Origin of the sequence: Neobacillus vireti (assembly GCF_036962345.1) — a bacterium.
Lineage (GTDB): Bacteria > Bacillota > Bacilli > Bacillales > Cytobacillaceae > Neobacillus > Neobacillus vireti_A.
Genome location: NZ_JBALNB010000004.1, coordinates 81,539 through 99,139 on the forward strand (window position 1 = coordinate 81,539; position 17,601 = coordinate 99,139).

The following is a 17,601-nucleotide window of genomic DNA, read 5'->3' on the forward strand; positions in this document are numbered from 1 at the left end:
ATTGATTAATTAATCAAATAAAACAACACTAGGTGGATGTATTAAATCACGAGACTATCTCTGTTAGGGTAAACACTACTGCATCTATAACTATCTGCCATCACCATTCAAGCCACGTTGAAGCTGTCCCCATGGTTGGCGTTGGTCTAATAGAAATGCAGATGATATAGAAAAAATCTATATCATCTGTTTTTTTTAAAAAAATACCATTCAGCTCCAGCTAGCAGAATGTTTAACATATCACGGTGTGTTCACATAATTATAGAAAACACTTACAAAAGAAAAATTAATATGAAAATATAGTGTGATATAATTTTACCGGAAGGGAGGTAAAAAGTACCAAGTGATATATATAAGAGATTCCTTTCTACTAAATCCGCGATTTTCCCTTTCATTTCTCATCATTTTAAATCCACTACTAGTCTAATAATAACTTCCAATTAAAATGCTGAAGCAAATTTAATAATTTATTCATTGGGAAGGCTGCCGGTAAATCCAAGTTAAAAAAGGAGTCGTACTATTTAATGTACCTGCGGAAGGCACCGATATTGTTTTATGTACAAAAATTTGAAGGAGGATTATTAAAATGGGACACGATATATCAGGGTACAATAAAGCTGGGGAAGAAATTGCTTATGCCCGTTTTAGCATGGGGAATTACAATGCGACCATACTGTACAGGTTACTTGATGCAAATGAATTTTACGCAGGAGTTAGTGGGTCAGGCAGGAGCACAACCTTCACAACAAAACAAATTGAAAAGGGTTTGAAAGCTTACAAGGAATTTTTTCGTACTGGTGACTCGATATCAGAAATTGATCTATTAGCGATGGATCAAAAACAAATCCTGAAGTTTATACTTAACTGCTTAGCAACAGCACAAAAAGAAAACAGTGTAAATGTGTATTTTGGTTAATGAGTTGTAAGACGCTGCACGGAATATTACCGCTTCAAGGTTTATCCCGATGACTACTATCTTTTTCTTCTATTTTCATTCAACCTCATGAATTGCCCATAATCTCCTAATAAACCATGATTAAATTCTCCATAAACAACTTCCTTTTTCAAAGATCAATATTAAAAAGAATAAGTTTTTTCTATAGGAAAAGAGTGATAGCATATTTCGGTTTTTGAATGAAATCGAAGGCCATGGAGCCTCAATCAACAGTCATGGTTAAAAATACAAAAATAAAAGATAAGGTTACTTTATAATCACAGGCTGGGGCCGTGTATATGAAGGCTTAGAAGGGAAAGCGGTTAGCAATCTTCAAGAATAGTAAATCAAGATACCAAGTCCGGCTCTCATAATATGGTGAGAGTCTTTTTTATTTATGTCTGAATGATGAGGCTACTTTGGCAGTGGCAAAGAATTGGTGGGAAAATCTTGTTTCAACCAACTTTGAAAGGGGTATTAAAAAAGAAAACCTATTAGAGGGGGTGGCACAATATGAAACTGGATGTGAAATGTAATGTTAAAAACTGCAAGTATTGGGCAGAGGGAGACGAATGTGTAGCTGACTCCATCTTTGTCATAGGCCCGCACGGCAGCAGAAAGGCTGACAATGTGGAAGAAACAGCTTGCAAAACCTTTGAGCTTCGTGAATGAAACATGGGGACTGCTCTTCTGCTTCTGAAGCAGAAGAGCAGTCCTTTTCAAAAATGCCGGGATAGTAACGGTATAGCTTGAACGAGAGAGGAGAAAATCAAGCATGGAAAAACGATACATAATTATTCTATCGTGTTTGTTTCTGATGGGGATGCTGACTGGCTGTATCCAAAAGGACCAGCTGGCAGATGGAACAAAGCTGATAGATAAGCAGAAATTTATTTTTGCAGCTTCAGGTGAATTTAAGCCCTTTAGCTATGTTAGCAATGATGATTTATCGATGACTGGTTTCGATATTGCGGTAGGAAATGCAGTCGGAAAAGAACTGGGTCTTGAACCAGTCCAGAAGAGGATGAAATTCAAAGGACTCATTGAGGGCATTAAAACGGGACGGGCAGACGCAGCAGTTGCCAGCCACACCATTAACCCCCAACGTGCCAAACAAGTTGATTTTTCCACACCCTACTATTACTCAGGTCCACAGATCTTCACAAGACCTGATAGCGAGATTAAAACAGTAGATGACTTAAATGGAAAAGAAGTTGCCGTAGCAAAGGGCTCCACCTATGCGGATACAGCCAAAAAGTATACCAGCAATATTAAAATGTACGACAGTGATATTACGGCATTAAAAGCGCTAAGTATTGGCCGGCATGACGCCGTTATTACCGATTTTGTCACTGGTAAAAGTGCAAAAAAGGAAGGATTCAAAATCCAGGAGCAGCAGTTAATCGAGCGAAGCGAGCAGGCTATTGTTATTCCGAAGGATAATCCGGTCTTGCTCAAGCGGGTTAATGACGCACTTCAAAGACTTCGTAACGATGGAACACTATCCCGAATCAGCCAAGAGTATTTTGGTGAGGATATTACAAAAAAACCAGAATAATAGATTGATCATTAGAAAGAAAGGATGTCGTTATTTTGCCTAGTTTTTCGCACTTTTTACATACGTTTATCAGTAGCAAAAATCTTTTCATAGATGCAGCGCTGTTGACATTAAAGCTAACGGTTGTCTCCATTTTAATTGGGATTTTATTCGGATTATTTTTTGCTCTTTTAAAAATTTCAAGGATTAAAGTATTGGAGTATATTTCAAATGCGTATGTATTCCTTGTAAGGGGAACTCCACTCATTGTCCAGATTTTCATTCTGTATTTTGGCTTCAGCGGAATTTTCCTGATTCCTGACTTTTGGGCAGCGGCTCTTGCGCTCGCCTTCCATAATGGTGCCTATATTGCAGAAATTTTCCGGGGGACGATTCAGTCCATTGATAAAGGTCAAATGGAAGCGGCACGCTCTCTCGGCATGACTAGAATACTAGCAATGCGCCGTATCATTCTTCCGCAGGCTTTCAAGAGGGCACTGCCTCCCCTTGGAAACCAATTTATTATTGGACTTAAGGATTCATCTCTGGCAGCCTTTATTTCCATGAATGAACTGTTCAATGTTTCGACAACACTGGGTTCCAATAATTTCGATGAAATGACCTACTTGTTAATAGTAGCCGTTTATTATTTAGTACTTGTTGCAGTATTAACAATGCTGGTGAGCTTGTTCGAAAAGAGATTGGCAGTTAGTGATCGATAGGAGGACGACAAAGTGAATGAAAGAGAAATGATAAAAATAGAAAACTTACATAAATCTTATGGCAGTTTACAGGTATTAAAAGATATTAATATCGCAGTGTATGAAAGTGAAGTTGTCTGCCTGGTCGGAGCATCTGGTTCTGGTAAAAGTACTCTGCTGCGGTGCCTTAACTTTTTAGAAAAGAGGCAAGGTGGACTAATTTCAATCCGCGGGGAAGAAATTAACCCGGAAACCCACAATCTTAACAATGTCCGCCAAACGGTGGGGATGGTTTTCCAACACTTTAATCTATTCCCGCATAAAACCGTCCTAGAAAATGTCATTGAAGCACCAACGATGGTAAAGAAAATCCCAAAAGACCAGGCCATTGCCGAAGCAAAGGAACTGCTCCAAAAGGTGGGTCTTCTTGATAAGGCGAATGTTTATCCTAGCAAATTGTCAGGCGGTCAAAAGCAACGTGTGGCAATTGCCAGGGCGCTGGCAATGAAGCCGGATATCATGCTTTTTGATGAACCGACATCTGCCCTTGATCCGCAGCTTGTTGGTGAGGTATTGGCAACCATGAAGGAGTTAGCTGATGAAGGAATGACCATGGTAGTGGTTACACATGAAATGGGCTTCGCTCGTGAGGTTGCTGATTGGATTGTCTTCATGGACGATGGTAGAATTATCGAAAGAAATCGGCCAAATGAATTCTTTGATCATCCAAAAGAGCAACGTACAAAAGAATTCCTCCAAGCAACCATGTTAAAATAATTTGAAATATGGAATTAAAACCATTTACTGTTGAACTTCCAGTGGAGAATGGATAAACCTGCCAGCAACTCGTGTGTTGCCAATTACACTCCATACACGTTGAGTGCGTAGCACAAATAGTTTTAAGGAATTAAAAACAAACGTGCTGGTGTTAGGGGTGCTTTATCATTAAACTATAAAGAGTAATCTATTTTTAAAAAAGATTAGGCTGTTGATCAAACTAAAAAGCCTCATCTACAGACACAGAATTTGGTGAATAAAAAAGAAGATAATCCCTACATTCTGTAGAGATTCATCTTCTTTTTTATTTGAATGGGCATTTGTGAACAGCCCCTTGAGCTGTTCATTTTTGTGTGAAGCATCTTAAATCTTAATATCAATCTTCGCATTTTTCTTTAACTCTTCAACCTGCTGAATTAGTTTTTCCTGCTGTTTTTGCTGTTGAAGAGATTGTTCGATTTGCGGTTTCACTTCTTCAAGCTTTGGAACTTCTTGTCCAGTGCTCTTTCCTTGTTCTGCAAATTGATCATACGTTTTTTGAATTTCTTCATCAGTTATTTCACCAGCTGGCACTTCTTTCTCAATGTACTGTTTAAGTTTAATATCGTCAGCTATTTGAGTTTCAAGTGTTTTCATATCCATGCCGGATTTTTTAAGAGCGGCTTCAAATTCTTTTTCTGTTTTAAACTGTTTTTTTATTTCTTCCAGCTGTTTATTAATATCTGCCTCTGAAACTTTATAGCTTTTTTTATCTGCCTCTTGAAGGAGAAGAGTTTGTCCGACTAAGCTGTCAATTGTTTGTTTTTTCACCTGCTCTGCAGCTTCTTTGGATGTCGGATCTTGTCCCATTTGCTGCATTTGTCCTTGTGCAGATGCTAAAGCGCTATTATAGTCGCTTCCTAAAATTTCTATATCATTCACTATGGCAACAGTTTTCTTTTCATCTATTTGCTGTGCTTGTAATTTCTTTTGCATTTCTTCCATTTGCTTTTGCAGTTCCTTCTGCTGATCGGTTTCCGCTGTTTTTGCTTTATCATCATTTTTAGCTTCTTTACTTTCTTCATTTCCTCCGCATGCTGCTAAAACAACGGCCATTAGACCGGTTATTAATGTAAACATTATTTTTTTCATAATCGATCTCCTTCCTTAAGCTAGAAGTATAATTTTCCCCTAAAAAAAATCATCTAGTGCGCATTATAAAGTTAAACGTAAGAAAAAGAAACAGTTGCGCTCTTTTTTAATATTTATAACAGGATTGAAACATTTGATATTGACTTTAACTGACCCCAGTAAACTGAAGCGTTACAACTCAGGGGCTAATGTACCATTTTTTCTTTTTTAATGAAGTAGGAATTGACAGTTTACAAGGTGTACCCGTAAAGTTGCTTATGATGCAAATGAAAATGGAGGAAAACAAATGCAATTCATTAATAATCTACTTCTGGATATGGAACTAGATCCTAGATTAGTAGAATATCTTTCGATTATCATCAAGATTTTGCTAATAGGGCTTATCTGTATCGCAGCAAATTTTATTTCAAAGAAAATCGTGATCAGGATCATTACTCGTGTCGTTACAAACTCCAAAGTCAAGTGGGGCAAAATCATTTTGGATAGACAGGTTTTTCGAAAGTTATCCCATATTGTTCCTGCGATCATTATTTATTCGTTTTCTTCAACCTTTCCAACCTATCAATCAACTATTGAAAAATTGGCGATTGCCTATATCATTATTGTCGGTTTAGTGTTTATTCAAAGTCTACTAAATGTATGTAATGATATTTATCAAACCTTTGATATATCCAAGGTTAAGCCGATTAAAGGATATATTCAGGTAATTAACATTATTATTATGACTGTAGGGATCATTTTAGTGATTTCGAACTTAATCGGAAAGAGCCCTCTTATTCTATTAAGTGGGATTGGTGCGCTCTCAGCCGTTTTGATGTTAGTATTTAAAGATTCGTTATTAGGATTAGTTGCCGGAATTCAGTTAACGTCCAATGATATGGTTCGGGTTGGTGACTGGATTGAAATGCCAAAATATGGAGCAGATGGGGATGTTATTGATATTTCTTTAAATACGGTAATGGTTCAAAACTTTGATAAAACGATTACGATGATTCCAAGTTATGCCCTTATTTCCGATTCTTTTATCAATTGGAGAGGGATGCAAAGCTCAGGCGGCCGACGAATCAAGCGCTCTTTGTATATTGATACAAGTAGTATCACGTTTTGCACCGAGGATATGATTGAGAAATTTGTAAAAGTTGATTACCTTTCGGACTACATTATTCAAAAGGAAAGGGAAATTACGGAATACAATGCGAAAAATCAAATCGATCGAAACAATCCTGTGAATGGGAGGGCCCTTACCAATATCGGTGTTTTTAGGGCATATATCAGCAATTACCTCAAAAATCTCGATGGCATCAATCAGAATATGACCTTAATGGTAAGACAACTGGCACATAATGAACACGGGCTGCCTATAGAAATTTATGCATTTACAAATTCCGTACAGTGGGCAGTGTATGAAACCGTTCAATCTGATATCTTTGACCATCTATTTGCCGTTGCACCAGAGTTTGGACTAAGAGTATTCCAGAATCCGTCTGGGGCTGATTTAAGAAACATGGTAGAAGAATCGAGCAACAAAGCCTTGATTGGCGAAAGAAGCTTATAAAATAATCAAACACCAATAAAACCAACTGTTTAAAATAACACATGTGTTGGCACATACACTCAAAATGTGAAAAAACCCGTATAAATAAACGGGTTTTTTTCTTGCGAAAATGAATATGATGCGGTTGAAAAGGGAATGAGTTTATTTAACAGTGAATGTAAGACATAATTTGAAAGAATACTCCCTGCGGCACCACAACTCCTAATCAAGTGAAAATGATTGATTTTTAGCCTGTCTATGACTAAACTCAATTCGATACCTCAATAATCATTTAATTTTTTCGTACCAACTATTTCTATTTCATATAAAGATAATTACATAATAATAATTAATCTTATCATAGGAGGCTTCCATGGCAAACGATATAATTATCCGTTTTGATAACGTAACAAAATTTTACGATAGTCACACAAAAGTTTTACAAGATGTGAGCTTTGAACTTGAACGTGGAAAATTTTACACATTACTTGGTCCTTCAGGTTGTGGAAAAACGACAATTTTACGTATCATTGCAGGCTTTGAAAAGCCGACAACAGGGGATGTTTACATTAACGGAAAGTATGTAAACGACGTACCAGCAAACGAGCGACAAGTAAACACTGTATTCCAAGACTATGCCCTATTCCCGCATTTAAACGTATTTGAAAACGTGGCTTTTGGTTTACGAATTAAAAAGGTAAAAGAATCAGAAATTAAAGTGCGCGTAGCAGAAGCGTTAAAGTTCGTAAACTTAGCAGGCTATGAAACCCGTGAAATTACAGAAATGTCAGGCGGTCAGCGTCAACGGGTTGCAATTGCACGAGCTATCATTAATGACCCAGAAGTGATTTTACTCGATGAACCATTATCAGCACTTGATTTAAAGCTGCGCACAGAAATGCAATACGAGCTGCGAGAGTTACAGCAACGTCTTGGCAAAACATTTATTTTCGTTACGCACGACCAAGAGGAAGCTTTAGCGATGAGTGATGAGATTTTCGTTTTAAACGAAGGGATTATTCAGCAATCGGGTACGCCAGTTGATATATACGATGAGCCAATTAACCGCTTCGTTGCAGACTTCATCGGGGAGTCAAACATCGTAGAGGGCGTTATGCTTGAAGACTATAAAGTCCAATTTGCGGGAAAAGTTTTTGACTGTGTTGACGGTGGTATGAAACACAACGAAAAAATCGATGTTGTCATTCGTCCAGAAGATCTACAAATCACATCGCCAGAAGCAGGTAAAATTGGGGTTACCGTCGATACGCAATTATTTCGCGGTGTACATTACGAGTTATCAACATATGACAAAGATGGAAATGAGTGGCTTGTACACTCGCTGAAACAGGCTGAAGTAGGTGCACAAGTAGGTCTTGATTTCGACCCAGAAGCGATTCATATTATGCGTTTAAATGAAACTGAAGAAGAATTTGACGCACGCATAGAGGCGTATACAAATGAAGGTTAAGTCAAAACCAGCGTTCATTCCATATATACTATGGATTGCACTCTTCGTTATTGCACCGATCGGGCTCATATTATATTATTCGCTACTCGATTTAAACGGAGAATTTACGCTAGTAAACTATAAAAACTTCTTTACATCAGCATATTTAACGATGACGTTAACGAGCTTTTGGTATGCATTAATCATTACGTTTTTTACGCTAATTATCTCGTATCCAACTGCGTACCTATTAACAAAAACAAAGAATAAGCATTTATGGCTAATGCTCATTATTATTCCTTCATGGATTAATTTATTATTAAAAACGTATGCATTTATCGGGATATTCGGTTTATACGGACCGGTCAATGCAATAGTGGAAATGTTGGGCTTCGACCCAACACAAATTTTATTTACCGACTTTAGTTTTGTTTTCGTTGCGGTGTACATTTTTATACCTTTTATGATTATCCCTATTTTCAACGCGTTAGACAAAATGAATCCGTCATTAATTTACGCAGCACGTGATTTAGGTGCTTCACCTCTTACAACGTTCCGGCGCGTCATTTTTCCTTTAACCATTGAAGGTGTAAAATCAGGGATTCAAGTAACGTTCATCCCTGCTCTCTCACTCTTCATGATTACGCGCTTAATTGCGGGGAACAAAGTAATTACGCTTGGTACAGCTATAGAACAGCAATTTTTAGTTGCCCAAAATTGGGGAATGGGTTCAACCATTGCCGTGTTTTTAATCTTAATCATGTTTGCAATCATGGCGTTTACACGCACAAAGAAAAAAGGAGGTCGAGCATAAATGCGATCCGAATTAACGACAAAAGCTAAAGTATATTTAGCCATCGTGTTTGTTATTTTATATGCACCGATCTTCTACTTGATTTTTTATTCATTTAATAGCGGCGGTTCAATGGGGACATTTGAAGGTTTTACACTAGAACACTATCAAGCCGTATTTGATGATAATCGTTTACTCGTTATCTTAATCAATACCGTGATTGTTGCATTACTATCTGCGTTAATAGCTACCATCATCGGAACACTTGGAGCAGTTGGTATTGTTTCATTAAGAAATTACAAAATACGTAACATCTTCTTATCATTAAATAATATTTTAATTGTCAGCCCAGATGTTGTGATTGGGGCGAGCTTCTTAATCTTATTCACAATGATTGGAATTAAGCTTGGCTTTGCATCTGTATTAATTTCACATATTGCATTTAGCATTCCGATCGTTGTATTAATGGTCTTGCCTAAAATATTGGAAATGAATACAAACTTAATTGATGCAGCGCTTGATTTAGGAGCAACTCGCCGTGATGTATTAACACGTGTTATTGTTCCATATATTAAACCTGGGATTTTAGCCGGTTTCTTTATGGCCTTAACCTATTCATTGGATGACTTCGCTGTTACATTTTTTGTTACAGGTAACGGATTTAGTACATTGTCTGTTGAAATCTATTCCATGGCACGTGCAGGTATTACCCTAACCGTTAATGCAATCTCGGGGCTGGTATTTATCGTGACAGTCGGTATTGTCGTTATGTATTATTTCATTACGAAGCGGACGAAAAAAACGGAGGGCTCTGCTCTATGAAATCTTTAATTCAAATAATGTTAGCAATTGTGATAACATGCGGCCTGCTTTCCTTTGTTGCTTCAAAGTTAGAAGCAGCAGGCTCAGCTGGTGGAAAAGACACTTTAGTCGTATACAATTGGGGAGAATATATTGATCCTGATCTGATCGACCAGTTTGAAGAAGAAACAGGCATTTCAGTTATTTATGAAACGTACGATTCAAATGAAGCGATGTTAACGAAAATTAGACAGGGTGGCACATCCTATGATGTTGTTGTCCCATCAGAGTATACGATTGAAACAATGATTAAAGAAGACCTGTTAATAGAAATCGATCATTCGAAACTTCCAAATTTGAAGAATATCGATCCTTACTTTTTAGATTTACCATTCGATCCGAAAAACAAATACTCCATTCCATACTTTTGGGGAACGGTTGGTGTAGTTTACAATCCTAATGAAGTCCCAAAACATATCACTTTTGATTCTTGGGGCGATTTATGGGACCCAGTACTAAAAAATAAAGTATTTTTAGTAGATGGTGCACGTGAAGTCATCGGTATGGGCCTAAACAGTTTAGGGTATTCGTTAAATTCACGTGACGAAGACGAATTACGTGTAGCATTAGAAAAATTAAAACAGCTAAACGGCAATGTCAAAGCGGTTATTGGTGATGAAATTACACCACTAATGATTAATAATGAAGCTACAGTAGCCGTAACATTTTCTGGTCAAGCAGCAGACATGATGTTCGAAAATGAAGAGTTGAATTACGCCGTACCACAAGAAGGCTCAAACTTATGGTTCGATAACATGGTTATTCCTAAAACTTCAAAGAATGTGAAAGCCGCCCATCAATTCATAAATTTTATGCTGGATGCAGAAGTTGCTGCACAAAATACTGATTATGTAGGGTATGCGATTCCAAATAAAGCAGCGTGGGAACTATTAGATGAAGAAGTGGTAAACGATGAACGTTTTTACCCACCCGAAGAAAGTCGCAAAAACTTAGAGGTATATGAAAACCTCGGTCTTGAGCTGCTGGGAAAATATAACGAATACTTTTTAGAATTTAAAATGTCACTTAAGTAAAAGCTTATCTTAAAAAAGTAATAGAATAATTATATGGTCCAGTTATAATGACTGGGCTTTTTTACATGTCAGAAAAGAGGGACAGGAAGTAACATGAGGACTGGTTTGCATTCGAAGAGTATAATTAAAGTAGAATAAATTTTCCTGTATAGAAGTTGGATAAAGTTCCAAGAAAGGAGCAAGGACTAGATGCAAGTACGCGATTTTATGATTAGAAATGTAATTACAGCGAAGCATTCAACAACGATTAAAGAATTAATTTCTATTTTAGAAACAAATCGAATTGGCGGTGTACCAGTGGTTGATGACAAGGGCAATTTAGTGGGCATCGTTTCAGACGGGGATATTGTACGCTATCTTTCCCCACATAAAGAAAAATTGTATTTGGCTTACTATGTTACCTATATAGAAGAATCCCAAAAAATAGAAGATGTATTAAGAGAAAGAATGAATGCGCCGGTTGAGAAAATTATGGTAAAGAAAAATATTAAAACGTTAGCACCTGAGGATGACTTTGAAAGTGCCATAAGATTAATTTCTAAACACCATTTTAAAAAGATTCCTGTCGTGAATGGAGCAGGCAGAGTGGTAGGGATTATCAGCCGAGGGGATATTATCCATAATTTATCAAAATCAATATATAATGAAGAAACAGTCCGAGAACAATAGACTAAGCAATCACCAGCCCCACACATGTGGAGTGAGTAGCGCCGCTCATATTAAAATAAATACTAGATAATTTAGGCTCATTCTAATTAGAATTGAGCCTAGCTGTGTTTTAAAGAAAACATAAGGAATTAATTCGAGGCTTTTTCAGCAGTCTCCTTATTTAGCAGCTTTTTTTGTGTAAAAAATCATAGGTATGAAGAGAATAAAACTTCATTTTACCTCGCGATAAAATATATTGTCAATAAGAAATTTGCGATTTTCAAAAAAAATGTTATAATAGTCTTAACATAACTTTTTTTATCGTATTCCAAAATTCCGCTGTATTAATTTGCAGATTGAATTATGGATACGTTTTTTTAATATCCTTTTTAAACCGATGAAAAAATCAAACAGTAGTGTGAGCTTTTAAGGAAGTTAGTTGAAAGAAATTAACAATTAACGATCTAATTGTAACCGAGTTTTTATTCTGCAAGGAGGACTAGAAGAATGAATCTAATCAATAAGAAAGTTACGCACGAGCTTTTTGGCATGGGTAGTATAGTTAAACATAATGATTCTGTTATTGAAATACATTTCGCTTCGGAAAATAAAAAGTTTGTTTTTCCCGATGTATTTGGAAAGCACTTAAAACTGCATGATAAGATTGTTGCTAATTCACTTGGTGAAATTATACAAAAAAGGGAAGCTGAACGTAAGCAGGAAGAACGGAAGAAGGAAGAGGAGAAAAAACTGCAACTAAAAAACCAGGAACTTCGCTTGGAACATGAAAAACTTATGAAAAATCATAAGCTTCATTCCGAATCGCAAATGGTCTTTTGGTGTGACACAGAAGAACAGAATAGTTCTTTTTCTGAGTGGAAGGTTTTTTCAGGCGTAATAAAAAGTGGTAATAATCAGGGAAAGCCTAACAAACCCATCCGTCTGCACCAAAATAGCGCTGTCCTGTTAACAGCAATAGATTCTGGGATGCCTGAAAAAGACAGGCGTATCTTAGGTGTCTATATGGTGAATGAAGATTTTATCGGCAAGCTTTGTGAAGATGGATATATCCCTGCCCATTCTCAATACAGAATCCAACTTACAGAACAAGAATCGGATCAGATGCTTTTCTGGAAATATTACGTAAATGAAAAATTCCCCCATAAAATGACATGGAATACAGGTAAATACCGTTATTTTAATAATTCATGGATGGCTCAAATTTTATTTGATATCGTTTCGTTGAAAAGTGACCCAAAGGAACAAGAGCTGGCACAACAATTTTTTGAACATTATTGCAAAATGAATCAGATAAATGATCAAGAGCTAGCAAAGCCTAATGGCGCATTATTGCGTATTTAATCGTTAGCCAAAAGATAATAGAAAAACAGGAAGTGACACATTATTCACCCATCATTATAGGCAAACTGTGCCTTCAAGGCTGTTGTTTCTAATTCTTCAAAACTAAAGAGAAAATAAAGGGTGATACAAATACATGTATCACCCTTTTCATCGGTCTTGAACCGTCCATGGATTATACTTATGCTTCTATTTTTGTAAAGAATTGTGGCAGGTGTTCTTTGTGTGCTTCTAGCATTTCATCTAGGATTTGTTTTGCTATTTTATCAGATGGGACGAGCGGGTTGATGGTCATTGCTAGTAATGCAGTGTTGTAATCACCAGTTACGGCTGCTTCGGCTGCTACTCGCTCGAAGGATTTGATTTGTTGTACTAATCCTCTTACAGCAACTGGCAGGTCGTCGACGGAGATTGGTTTAGGGCCATCTTTTGTGATCACACAGTTAACTTCTACTGCTGAGTCGCTTGGAATACTGGCAATGGCACCGTTATTGCGGGTGTTGACTGGTTGAATGTCTCTTTTGTCATTATAAATAGAATTAATCAAACTGCAAGCTGCATCACTATAGTAAGCTCCACCGCGTTTTTCTAATTGAGGAGGCTTAATATCAAGCGTTTCATCTTTATAGAGTTCAAACAATTCTTTTTCTAATCGTTGAACGACTTCTGCGCGAGTCCCTTCCGTTTCTGCTTTTTCTAATTCCTCTTGCAGCATTTCATCTGTTTTATAGTAGTAACGATGGTATCCACATGGGATTACCCCTAATCCACGAATAAAGTCAGGCTCCCATGAAAGACCAGAAATGTTTTTCATCGTTAATGCATTATCTGGATTTGCCATCGCTTCAATCACTTGGTCTTGTACGCTTACTCCATCTACGAATGTATCAAGGCCGTATACCATATGGTTTAGACCAGCAAAGTTGACCTGAACACGCTCTGGCTCTACATTCAATGATTTCACAATTCCCATGCGCATTCCAATTGGTACGTTACATAAACCGACTACCTTTTTAATGGTACTGTAGCGTAAAATCGCTTCTGTTACCATTCCTGCAGGGTTGGTGAAGTTGACTAACCATGCTTCCGGGCAAAGCTCTTCGATATCTTTACAGATTTCAAGAATGACAGGAATGGTACGAAGGCCTTTGAATAAACCGCCTGGTCCATTTGTTTCCTGACCAATCACATTGTATTTTAATGGGATTCTCTCATCTTTTGCACGCGCTTCTAAAAGACCAACACGAAATTGAGTGGTAACAAAGTCCGCATCCTTTAATGCTTCTCTTCGGTCTAATGTTAAATGGACTTCAATGGGAAGACCTGCTTTTGCCACCATACGCTTAGCAAGGCTGCCAACAATCTCCAACTTTTCTTTTCCTGCTTCAATGTCTACTAACCAGAGCTCTCTCACCGGAAGCTCATCATAACGTTTAATAAAACCTTCTACTAATTCAGGTGTATAACTAGATCCTCCGCCAATTGTTACAATTTTAACGCCTTTTGACATTTAGGAAAACCTCCAGTAATTTAGTTTTTCTTTTCTTGTATTCATTCTATTTGTCGAAGGGGATGGAGTAAATGACCTTGAAGGGTTTAGGCAGGAGTGCCTTTGAAAGGAACGTGTTACAAATGAGTAACACGTTGTTCCAATAAATTGTGGTATGATACTTCCAAAGAGATTTAGGAGGGCCTAAACCATGTTCTCAAGCGAAATCATTGCTACATTTAATGAGCTAGAAACTTCTTTATACGACTACATATGTAAAAATAGCGAGAAAGTCATTTACATGCGAATTCGTGATTTAGCAGATGTAACTCATGTCTCTACCTCTACCATTCTACGCTTTTGCCGAAAATTAAAGTGTGAAGGATTTACGGAATTTAAAGTGAAATTAAAGCTTTATTTAGAAGAAAATGAAGAGAGGAATATTAAAAGTACCCAGTACACCCTTTCGGAATTTGTGGAAAGGACCTTAAAGGGTAACCTTGATAAGGCAATAAAAGAAGCAGCGACACTGATCGTAAAATCAGATAACCTTATTTTTATTGGTTCTGGAAGTTCAGGAATATTAGCGGAATATGGTGCAAGGTATTTTTCAAGTTTAGGAAAGTTTTCTATGTATGTGAAGGATCCATATATTCCAATCCATGCAAATTATCTTCATAATAGTACAACCATTGCTTTATCAGTAAGTGGGGAAAATAGTTTTACGATTGCCCACTTAAATCAGCTTAAAGAAAAAGGCAGCAAAATTATTAGTATCACTAATAACAAACACAGTACCATCGCAAAAATCTCGGACATCAACATATCTTATTACGTCACCGAAGAATGGTACAAAAACTCAAACATCACCACCCAAATACCCGTAGTTTATATACTCGAAGAAACCGCACGGGAAGTAAATAAACTCTAAGAATAGGTTGTAGTACTGTTTTCAGAAAATCGGTGCCTGTCACCCATTGCTGAAAATGGAACAGCCACATCAAAGGGGCATCGGAGGGAAAGTGAGTTATGTTGAGAGTTAAGAGGATTTTTCATGCAGTAAGGTTGTTTGTTAAAGAGACTGTTTTGCTGAAGTTTAAGAGTAGTATTCGCTATAAGTTAATGGTTTTGATGTAACCCGTAGCATAGGGCTAATCCAAAAGTGGTAACATGCAAATTTCAAAACGATGCCAACCTATACGGGGCACTTTATCATTTCCTAAGCCAAAGGGACAGTTCGAAGCCACTGAAATAGTCACCTTTTTTTCAGACGCTTAATCGCCACTGAGCCATTTCTTTCGAAAAGCCGCTGTTTTTTATAATAATATGGTAAATGCGTGAAGTTAAAGGGGGAATTAAGAGGATAGCTTACTCGCTATCCTCTTTAAATTTACGGCTAGTGCCGTTAATTTTGCTTCCGTGGACATGCCTTTTAGACCGTACCCCCTAGCAAGATCCAGCCCGTGGAAATTTTTCATTTCCCCATTCTTCATTCCTTTGTCATTTTTGAATGGTTTATAAAAAGGGGTACCCAAGTAGAATGTTAATCACCGGGTACCCCTTACTCTTTATATTAAAACACTTTCGTAGTCCAATCCTCACAATTCCAAATATCAGTCGCAATTTCACGATAGAAATCAGGTTCGTGGGATACCATCAAGATACTTCCGCGATATGCTTTTAAAGCACGCTTTAGTTCTTCCTTTGCATCTACATCCAAGTGATTGGTAGGTTCATCTAGAATTAGTAAATTCGTTTCTGTGTTTAAGATTTTACACAAGCGAACCTTTGCCTTTTCGCCACCTGAAAGGACTTCGACTTTACTTTCAATATGTTTCGTCGTTAATCCACATTTTGCAAGAGCAGCACGGACTTCAGCCTGATTCATACTTGGGAAAGTGCTCCAAATCTCTTCAATACAAGTATTGTAGTTTGACTGTTTAACTTCCTGCTCGAAGTAACCGATGTGTTGATACTCACCACGTTCCACTTTACCCTCCAGCGGATCAATCAACCCAAGAATACTTTTTAAGAGAGTAGATTTACCAATACCGTTTGCACCCACGAATGCAATTTTTTGTCCGCGTTCCATTTTTAAATTCAGAGGGCGGGATAGTGGTTCATTGTAACCAATAACAAGATCTTCAGTCGTGAAAATCCAGCGGCTGGCTGCACGGGCCTCTTTGAAATTAAACTCTGGTTTTGGCTTCTCTCTCCCCAATTCAATAACTTCCATTTTGTCGAGCTTCTTTTGACGAGACATCGCCATATTACGAGTTGCAACACTTGCCTTGTTACGAGCAACGAAATCTTTCAAATCAGCAATTTCTTGTTGTTGACGCTTGTAAGCAGACTCTAACTGTTGCTTCTTCATTTCATATATATTTAAGAAGTTATCATAGTCACCAACATAGCGATTCAACTCTTGGTTTTCCATGTGATAGATCAAGTTAACAACATTGTTCAAGAATGGGATATCATGTGAAATCAAGATAAATGCATTCTCATATTCCTGTAAATAGCGCTTCAACCATTCGATATGCTGTTCATCCAAATAGTTCGTAGGCTCGTCAAGTAATAGGATTTCAGGCTTTTCTAGCAAAAGCTTTGCTAGCAAAACCTTCGTCCGCTGCCCGCCGCTAAGATCATCTACATCTCGATCGAGTCCAACATCGTCTAATCCTAGACCACGAGCAACTTCTTCCACTTTTGAATTAATTTGATAGAAATCATTACTGTCTAACGTTTCTTGTAGCTCTCCAACTTCTGCAAGTAATGCATCGATATCAGCGCCTTCATCACCCATTTTTGCGTAAAGTTCATTGATCTCTGATTCAGCATCAAAAAGATATTGAAAAGCAGTACTCAAAGCTTCACGCATCGTAGTACCTTTTTGAAGTACAGCGTGCTGATCTAAATAACCAACACGAACTTTTCGTGACCACTCAACTTTCCCCTCGTCGGGTTGCAGCTTCCCAGTAACAATATTCATGAAAGTAGACTTACCCTCACCATTTGCCCCAACTAGTCCAACGTGCTCTCCTTTTAAAAGTCGAAAAGACACATTATTAAAAATCGCACGATCACCGAAACCGTGGCTTAAATTTTTTACATTTAATACGCTCATTTTTTTAACTCCTTATTTAATGTCACATGTGGATATCTTACTAGATTTTGGCTGCTTTTTCTATCTTGAAGTTATTTTTGTGAAAAATGTAATTTGATTTTTGGGCTGAATTGAAATCTGCCGCTTCTTAATTAAATGAGATTCTTGAATTAATTAACTTGGGGCGTAATACAACTAACTGGGTAAAAGTCTATTATACAATCGAACCTAGAGGCAAGATATGAGT

16 protein-coding genes and 1 pseudogene are annotated in these 17,601 nt (G+C 37.4%); 14 read left to right on the forward strand and 3 right to left on the reverse strand.

Annotation, left to right across the window (positions count from 1 at the left end):
- The first annotated feature begins 586 nt into the window (after positions 1-586).
- The 5 genes from V7108_RS02870 to V7108_RS02890 all read left to right on the forward strand — a co-directional run bounded on the left by V7108_RS02870 (position 587) and on the right by V7108_RS02890 (position 3,949).
- Entirely contained in the window at positions 587-916 is a 330-nt protein-coding gene (locus V7108_RS02870; RefSeq protein ID WP_335513840.1) for a hypothetical protein, read from the forward strand.
- Positions 917-1,447: 531 nt separating this feature from the next.
- Complete coding sequence (locus tag V7108_RS02875; RefSeq protein ID WP_335513839.1) at positions 1,448-1,606, forward strand: DUF1540 domain-containing protein; 159 nt, start codon at positions 1,448-1,450, stop codon at positions 1,604-1,606.
- A 103-nt stretch (positions 1,607-1,709) separates the two neighbouring features.
- Complete coding sequence (locus V7108_RS02880) at positions 1,710-2,492, forward strand: transporter substrate-binding domain-containing protein (protein ID WP_335513837.1); 783 nt, start codon at positions 1,710-1,712, stop codon at positions 2,490-2,492.
- Positions 2,493-2,527: 35 nt separating this feature from the next.
- Positions 2,528-3,193: an amino acid ABC transporter permease gene (locus tag V7108_RS02885; RefSeq protein ID WP_335513835.1), complete on the forward strand. Its 666-nt coding sequence runs from the start codon at positions 2,528-2,530 to the stop codon at positions 3,191-3,193.
- A gap of 12 nt (positions 3,194-3,205) precedes the next feature.
- Complete coding sequence (locus V7108_RS02890) at positions 3,206-3,949, forward strand: amino acid ABC transporter ATP-binding protein (RefSeq protein WP_335513833.1); 744 nt, start codon at positions 3,206-3,208, stop codon at positions 3,947-3,949.
- Between the two features lie 363 nt (positions 3,950-4,312).
- Here V7108_RS02890 and V7108_RS02895 read toward each other — a convergent pair whose 3' ends face one another.
- On the reverse strand, positions 4,313-5,080 hold the full coding sequence (locus V7108_RS02895) for a SurA N-terminal domain-containing protein (protein ID WP_335513830.1): 768 nt from the start codon (positions 5,078-5,080) through the stop codon (positions 4,313-4,315).
- A gap of 286 nt (positions 5,081-5,366) precedes the next feature.
- On the opposite strand from V7108_RS02895, the gene V7108_RS02900 reads away from it, so the two are divergent.
- The 7 genes from V7108_RS02900 to V7108_RS02930 all read left to right on the forward strand — a co-directional run bounded on the left by V7108_RS02900 (position 5,367) and on the right by V7108_RS02930 (position 12,762).
- Positions 5,367-6,635 (forward strand): mechanosensitive ion channel family protein, encoded by a 1,269-nt coding sequence (locus V7108_RS02900; protein WP_335567332.1) that lies wholly within the window; start codon positions 5,367-5,369, stop codon positions 6,633-6,635.
- A 352-nt stretch (positions 6,636-6,987) separates the two neighbouring features.
- The gene (locus tag V7108_RS02905) at positions 6,988-8,085 is read left to right on the forward strand and encodes an ABC transporter ATP-binding protein (protein ID WP_335567333.1); all 1,098 of its coding nucleotides are present in this window, start codon (positions 6,988-6,990) and stop codon (positions 8,083-8,085) included.
- On the forward strand, positions 8,075-8,878 hold the full coding sequence (locus tag V7108_RS02910) for an ABC transporter permease (protein ID WP_335567334.1): 804 nt from the start codon (positions 8,075-8,077) through the stop codon (positions 8,876-8,878). The genes V7108_RS02905 and V7108_RS02910 overlap by 11 nt, the downstream gene beginning before the upstream one ends.
- Positions 8,879-9,679 carry an ABC transporter permease gene (locus tag V7108_RS02915; RefSeq protein ID WP_335567335.1) on the forward strand — a complete coding sequence of 267 codons (801 nt, stop codon included), beginning with the start codon at positions 8,879-8,881 and terminating at the stop codon, positions 9,677-9,679. It begins immediately after the preceding gene.
- On the forward strand, positions 9,676-10,752 hold the full coding sequence (locus V7108_RS02920) for an ABC transporter substrate-binding protein (protein ID WP_335567336.1): 1,077 nt from the start codon (positions 9,676-9,678) through the stop codon (positions 10,750-10,752). Before V7108_RS02915 ends, V7108_RS02920 begins: the two co-directional genes overlap by 4 nt.
- Before the next feature lie 189 nt (positions 10,753-10,941).
- On the forward strand, positions 10,942-11,421 hold the full coding sequence (locus tag V7108_RS02925; RefSeq protein ID WP_335513818.1) for a CBS domain-containing protein: 480 nt from the start codon (positions 10,942-10,944) through the stop codon (positions 11,419-11,421).
- Positions 11,422-11,907: 486 nt separating this feature from the next.
- Complete coding sequence (locus V7108_RS02930; RefSeq protein ID WP_335567337.1) at positions 11,908-12,762, forward strand: malate synthase; 855 nt, start codon at positions 11,908-11,910, stop codon at positions 12,760-12,762.
- A gap of 178 nt (positions 12,763-12,940) precedes the next feature.
- On the opposite strand, the gene V7108_RS02935 is transcribed toward V7108_RS02930, so the two are convergent.
- The gene (locus V7108_RS02935; protein WP_335567338.1) at positions 12,941-14,269 is read right to left on the reverse strand and encodes a 6-phospho-beta-glucosidase; all 1,329 of its coding nucleotides are present in this window, start codon (positions 14,267-14,269) and stop codon (positions 12,941-12,943) included.
- A gap of 190 nt (positions 14,270-14,459) precedes the next feature.
- Here V7108_RS02935 and V7108_RS02940 point away from each other — a divergent pair, with 190 nt between their 5' ends.
- Both V7108_RS02940 and V7108_RS02945 read left to right on the forward strand, forming a co-directional pair.
- Entirely contained in the window at positions 14,460-15,179 is a 720-nt protein-coding gene (locus V7108_RS02940; protein ID WP_335513812.1) for a MurR/RpiR family transcriptional regulator, read from the forward strand.
- 213 nt (positions 15,180-15,392) lie between these two features.
- Positions 15,393-15,503 (forward strand): annotated as a pseudogene (locus tag V7108_RS02945) (ROK family protein); the annotation flags it as partial.
- Between the two features lie 318 nt (positions 15,504-15,821).
- Here V7108_RS02945 and V7108_RS02950 read toward each other — a convergent pair.
- Positions 15,822-17,375, reverse strand: a complete 1,554-nt coding sequence (locus V7108_RS02950) for an ABC-F family ATP-binding cassette domain-containing protein (protein WP_335513810.1) — start codon at positions 17,373-17,375, stop codon at positions 15,822-15,824.
- Positions 17,376-17,601 lie beyond the last annotated feature (226 nt).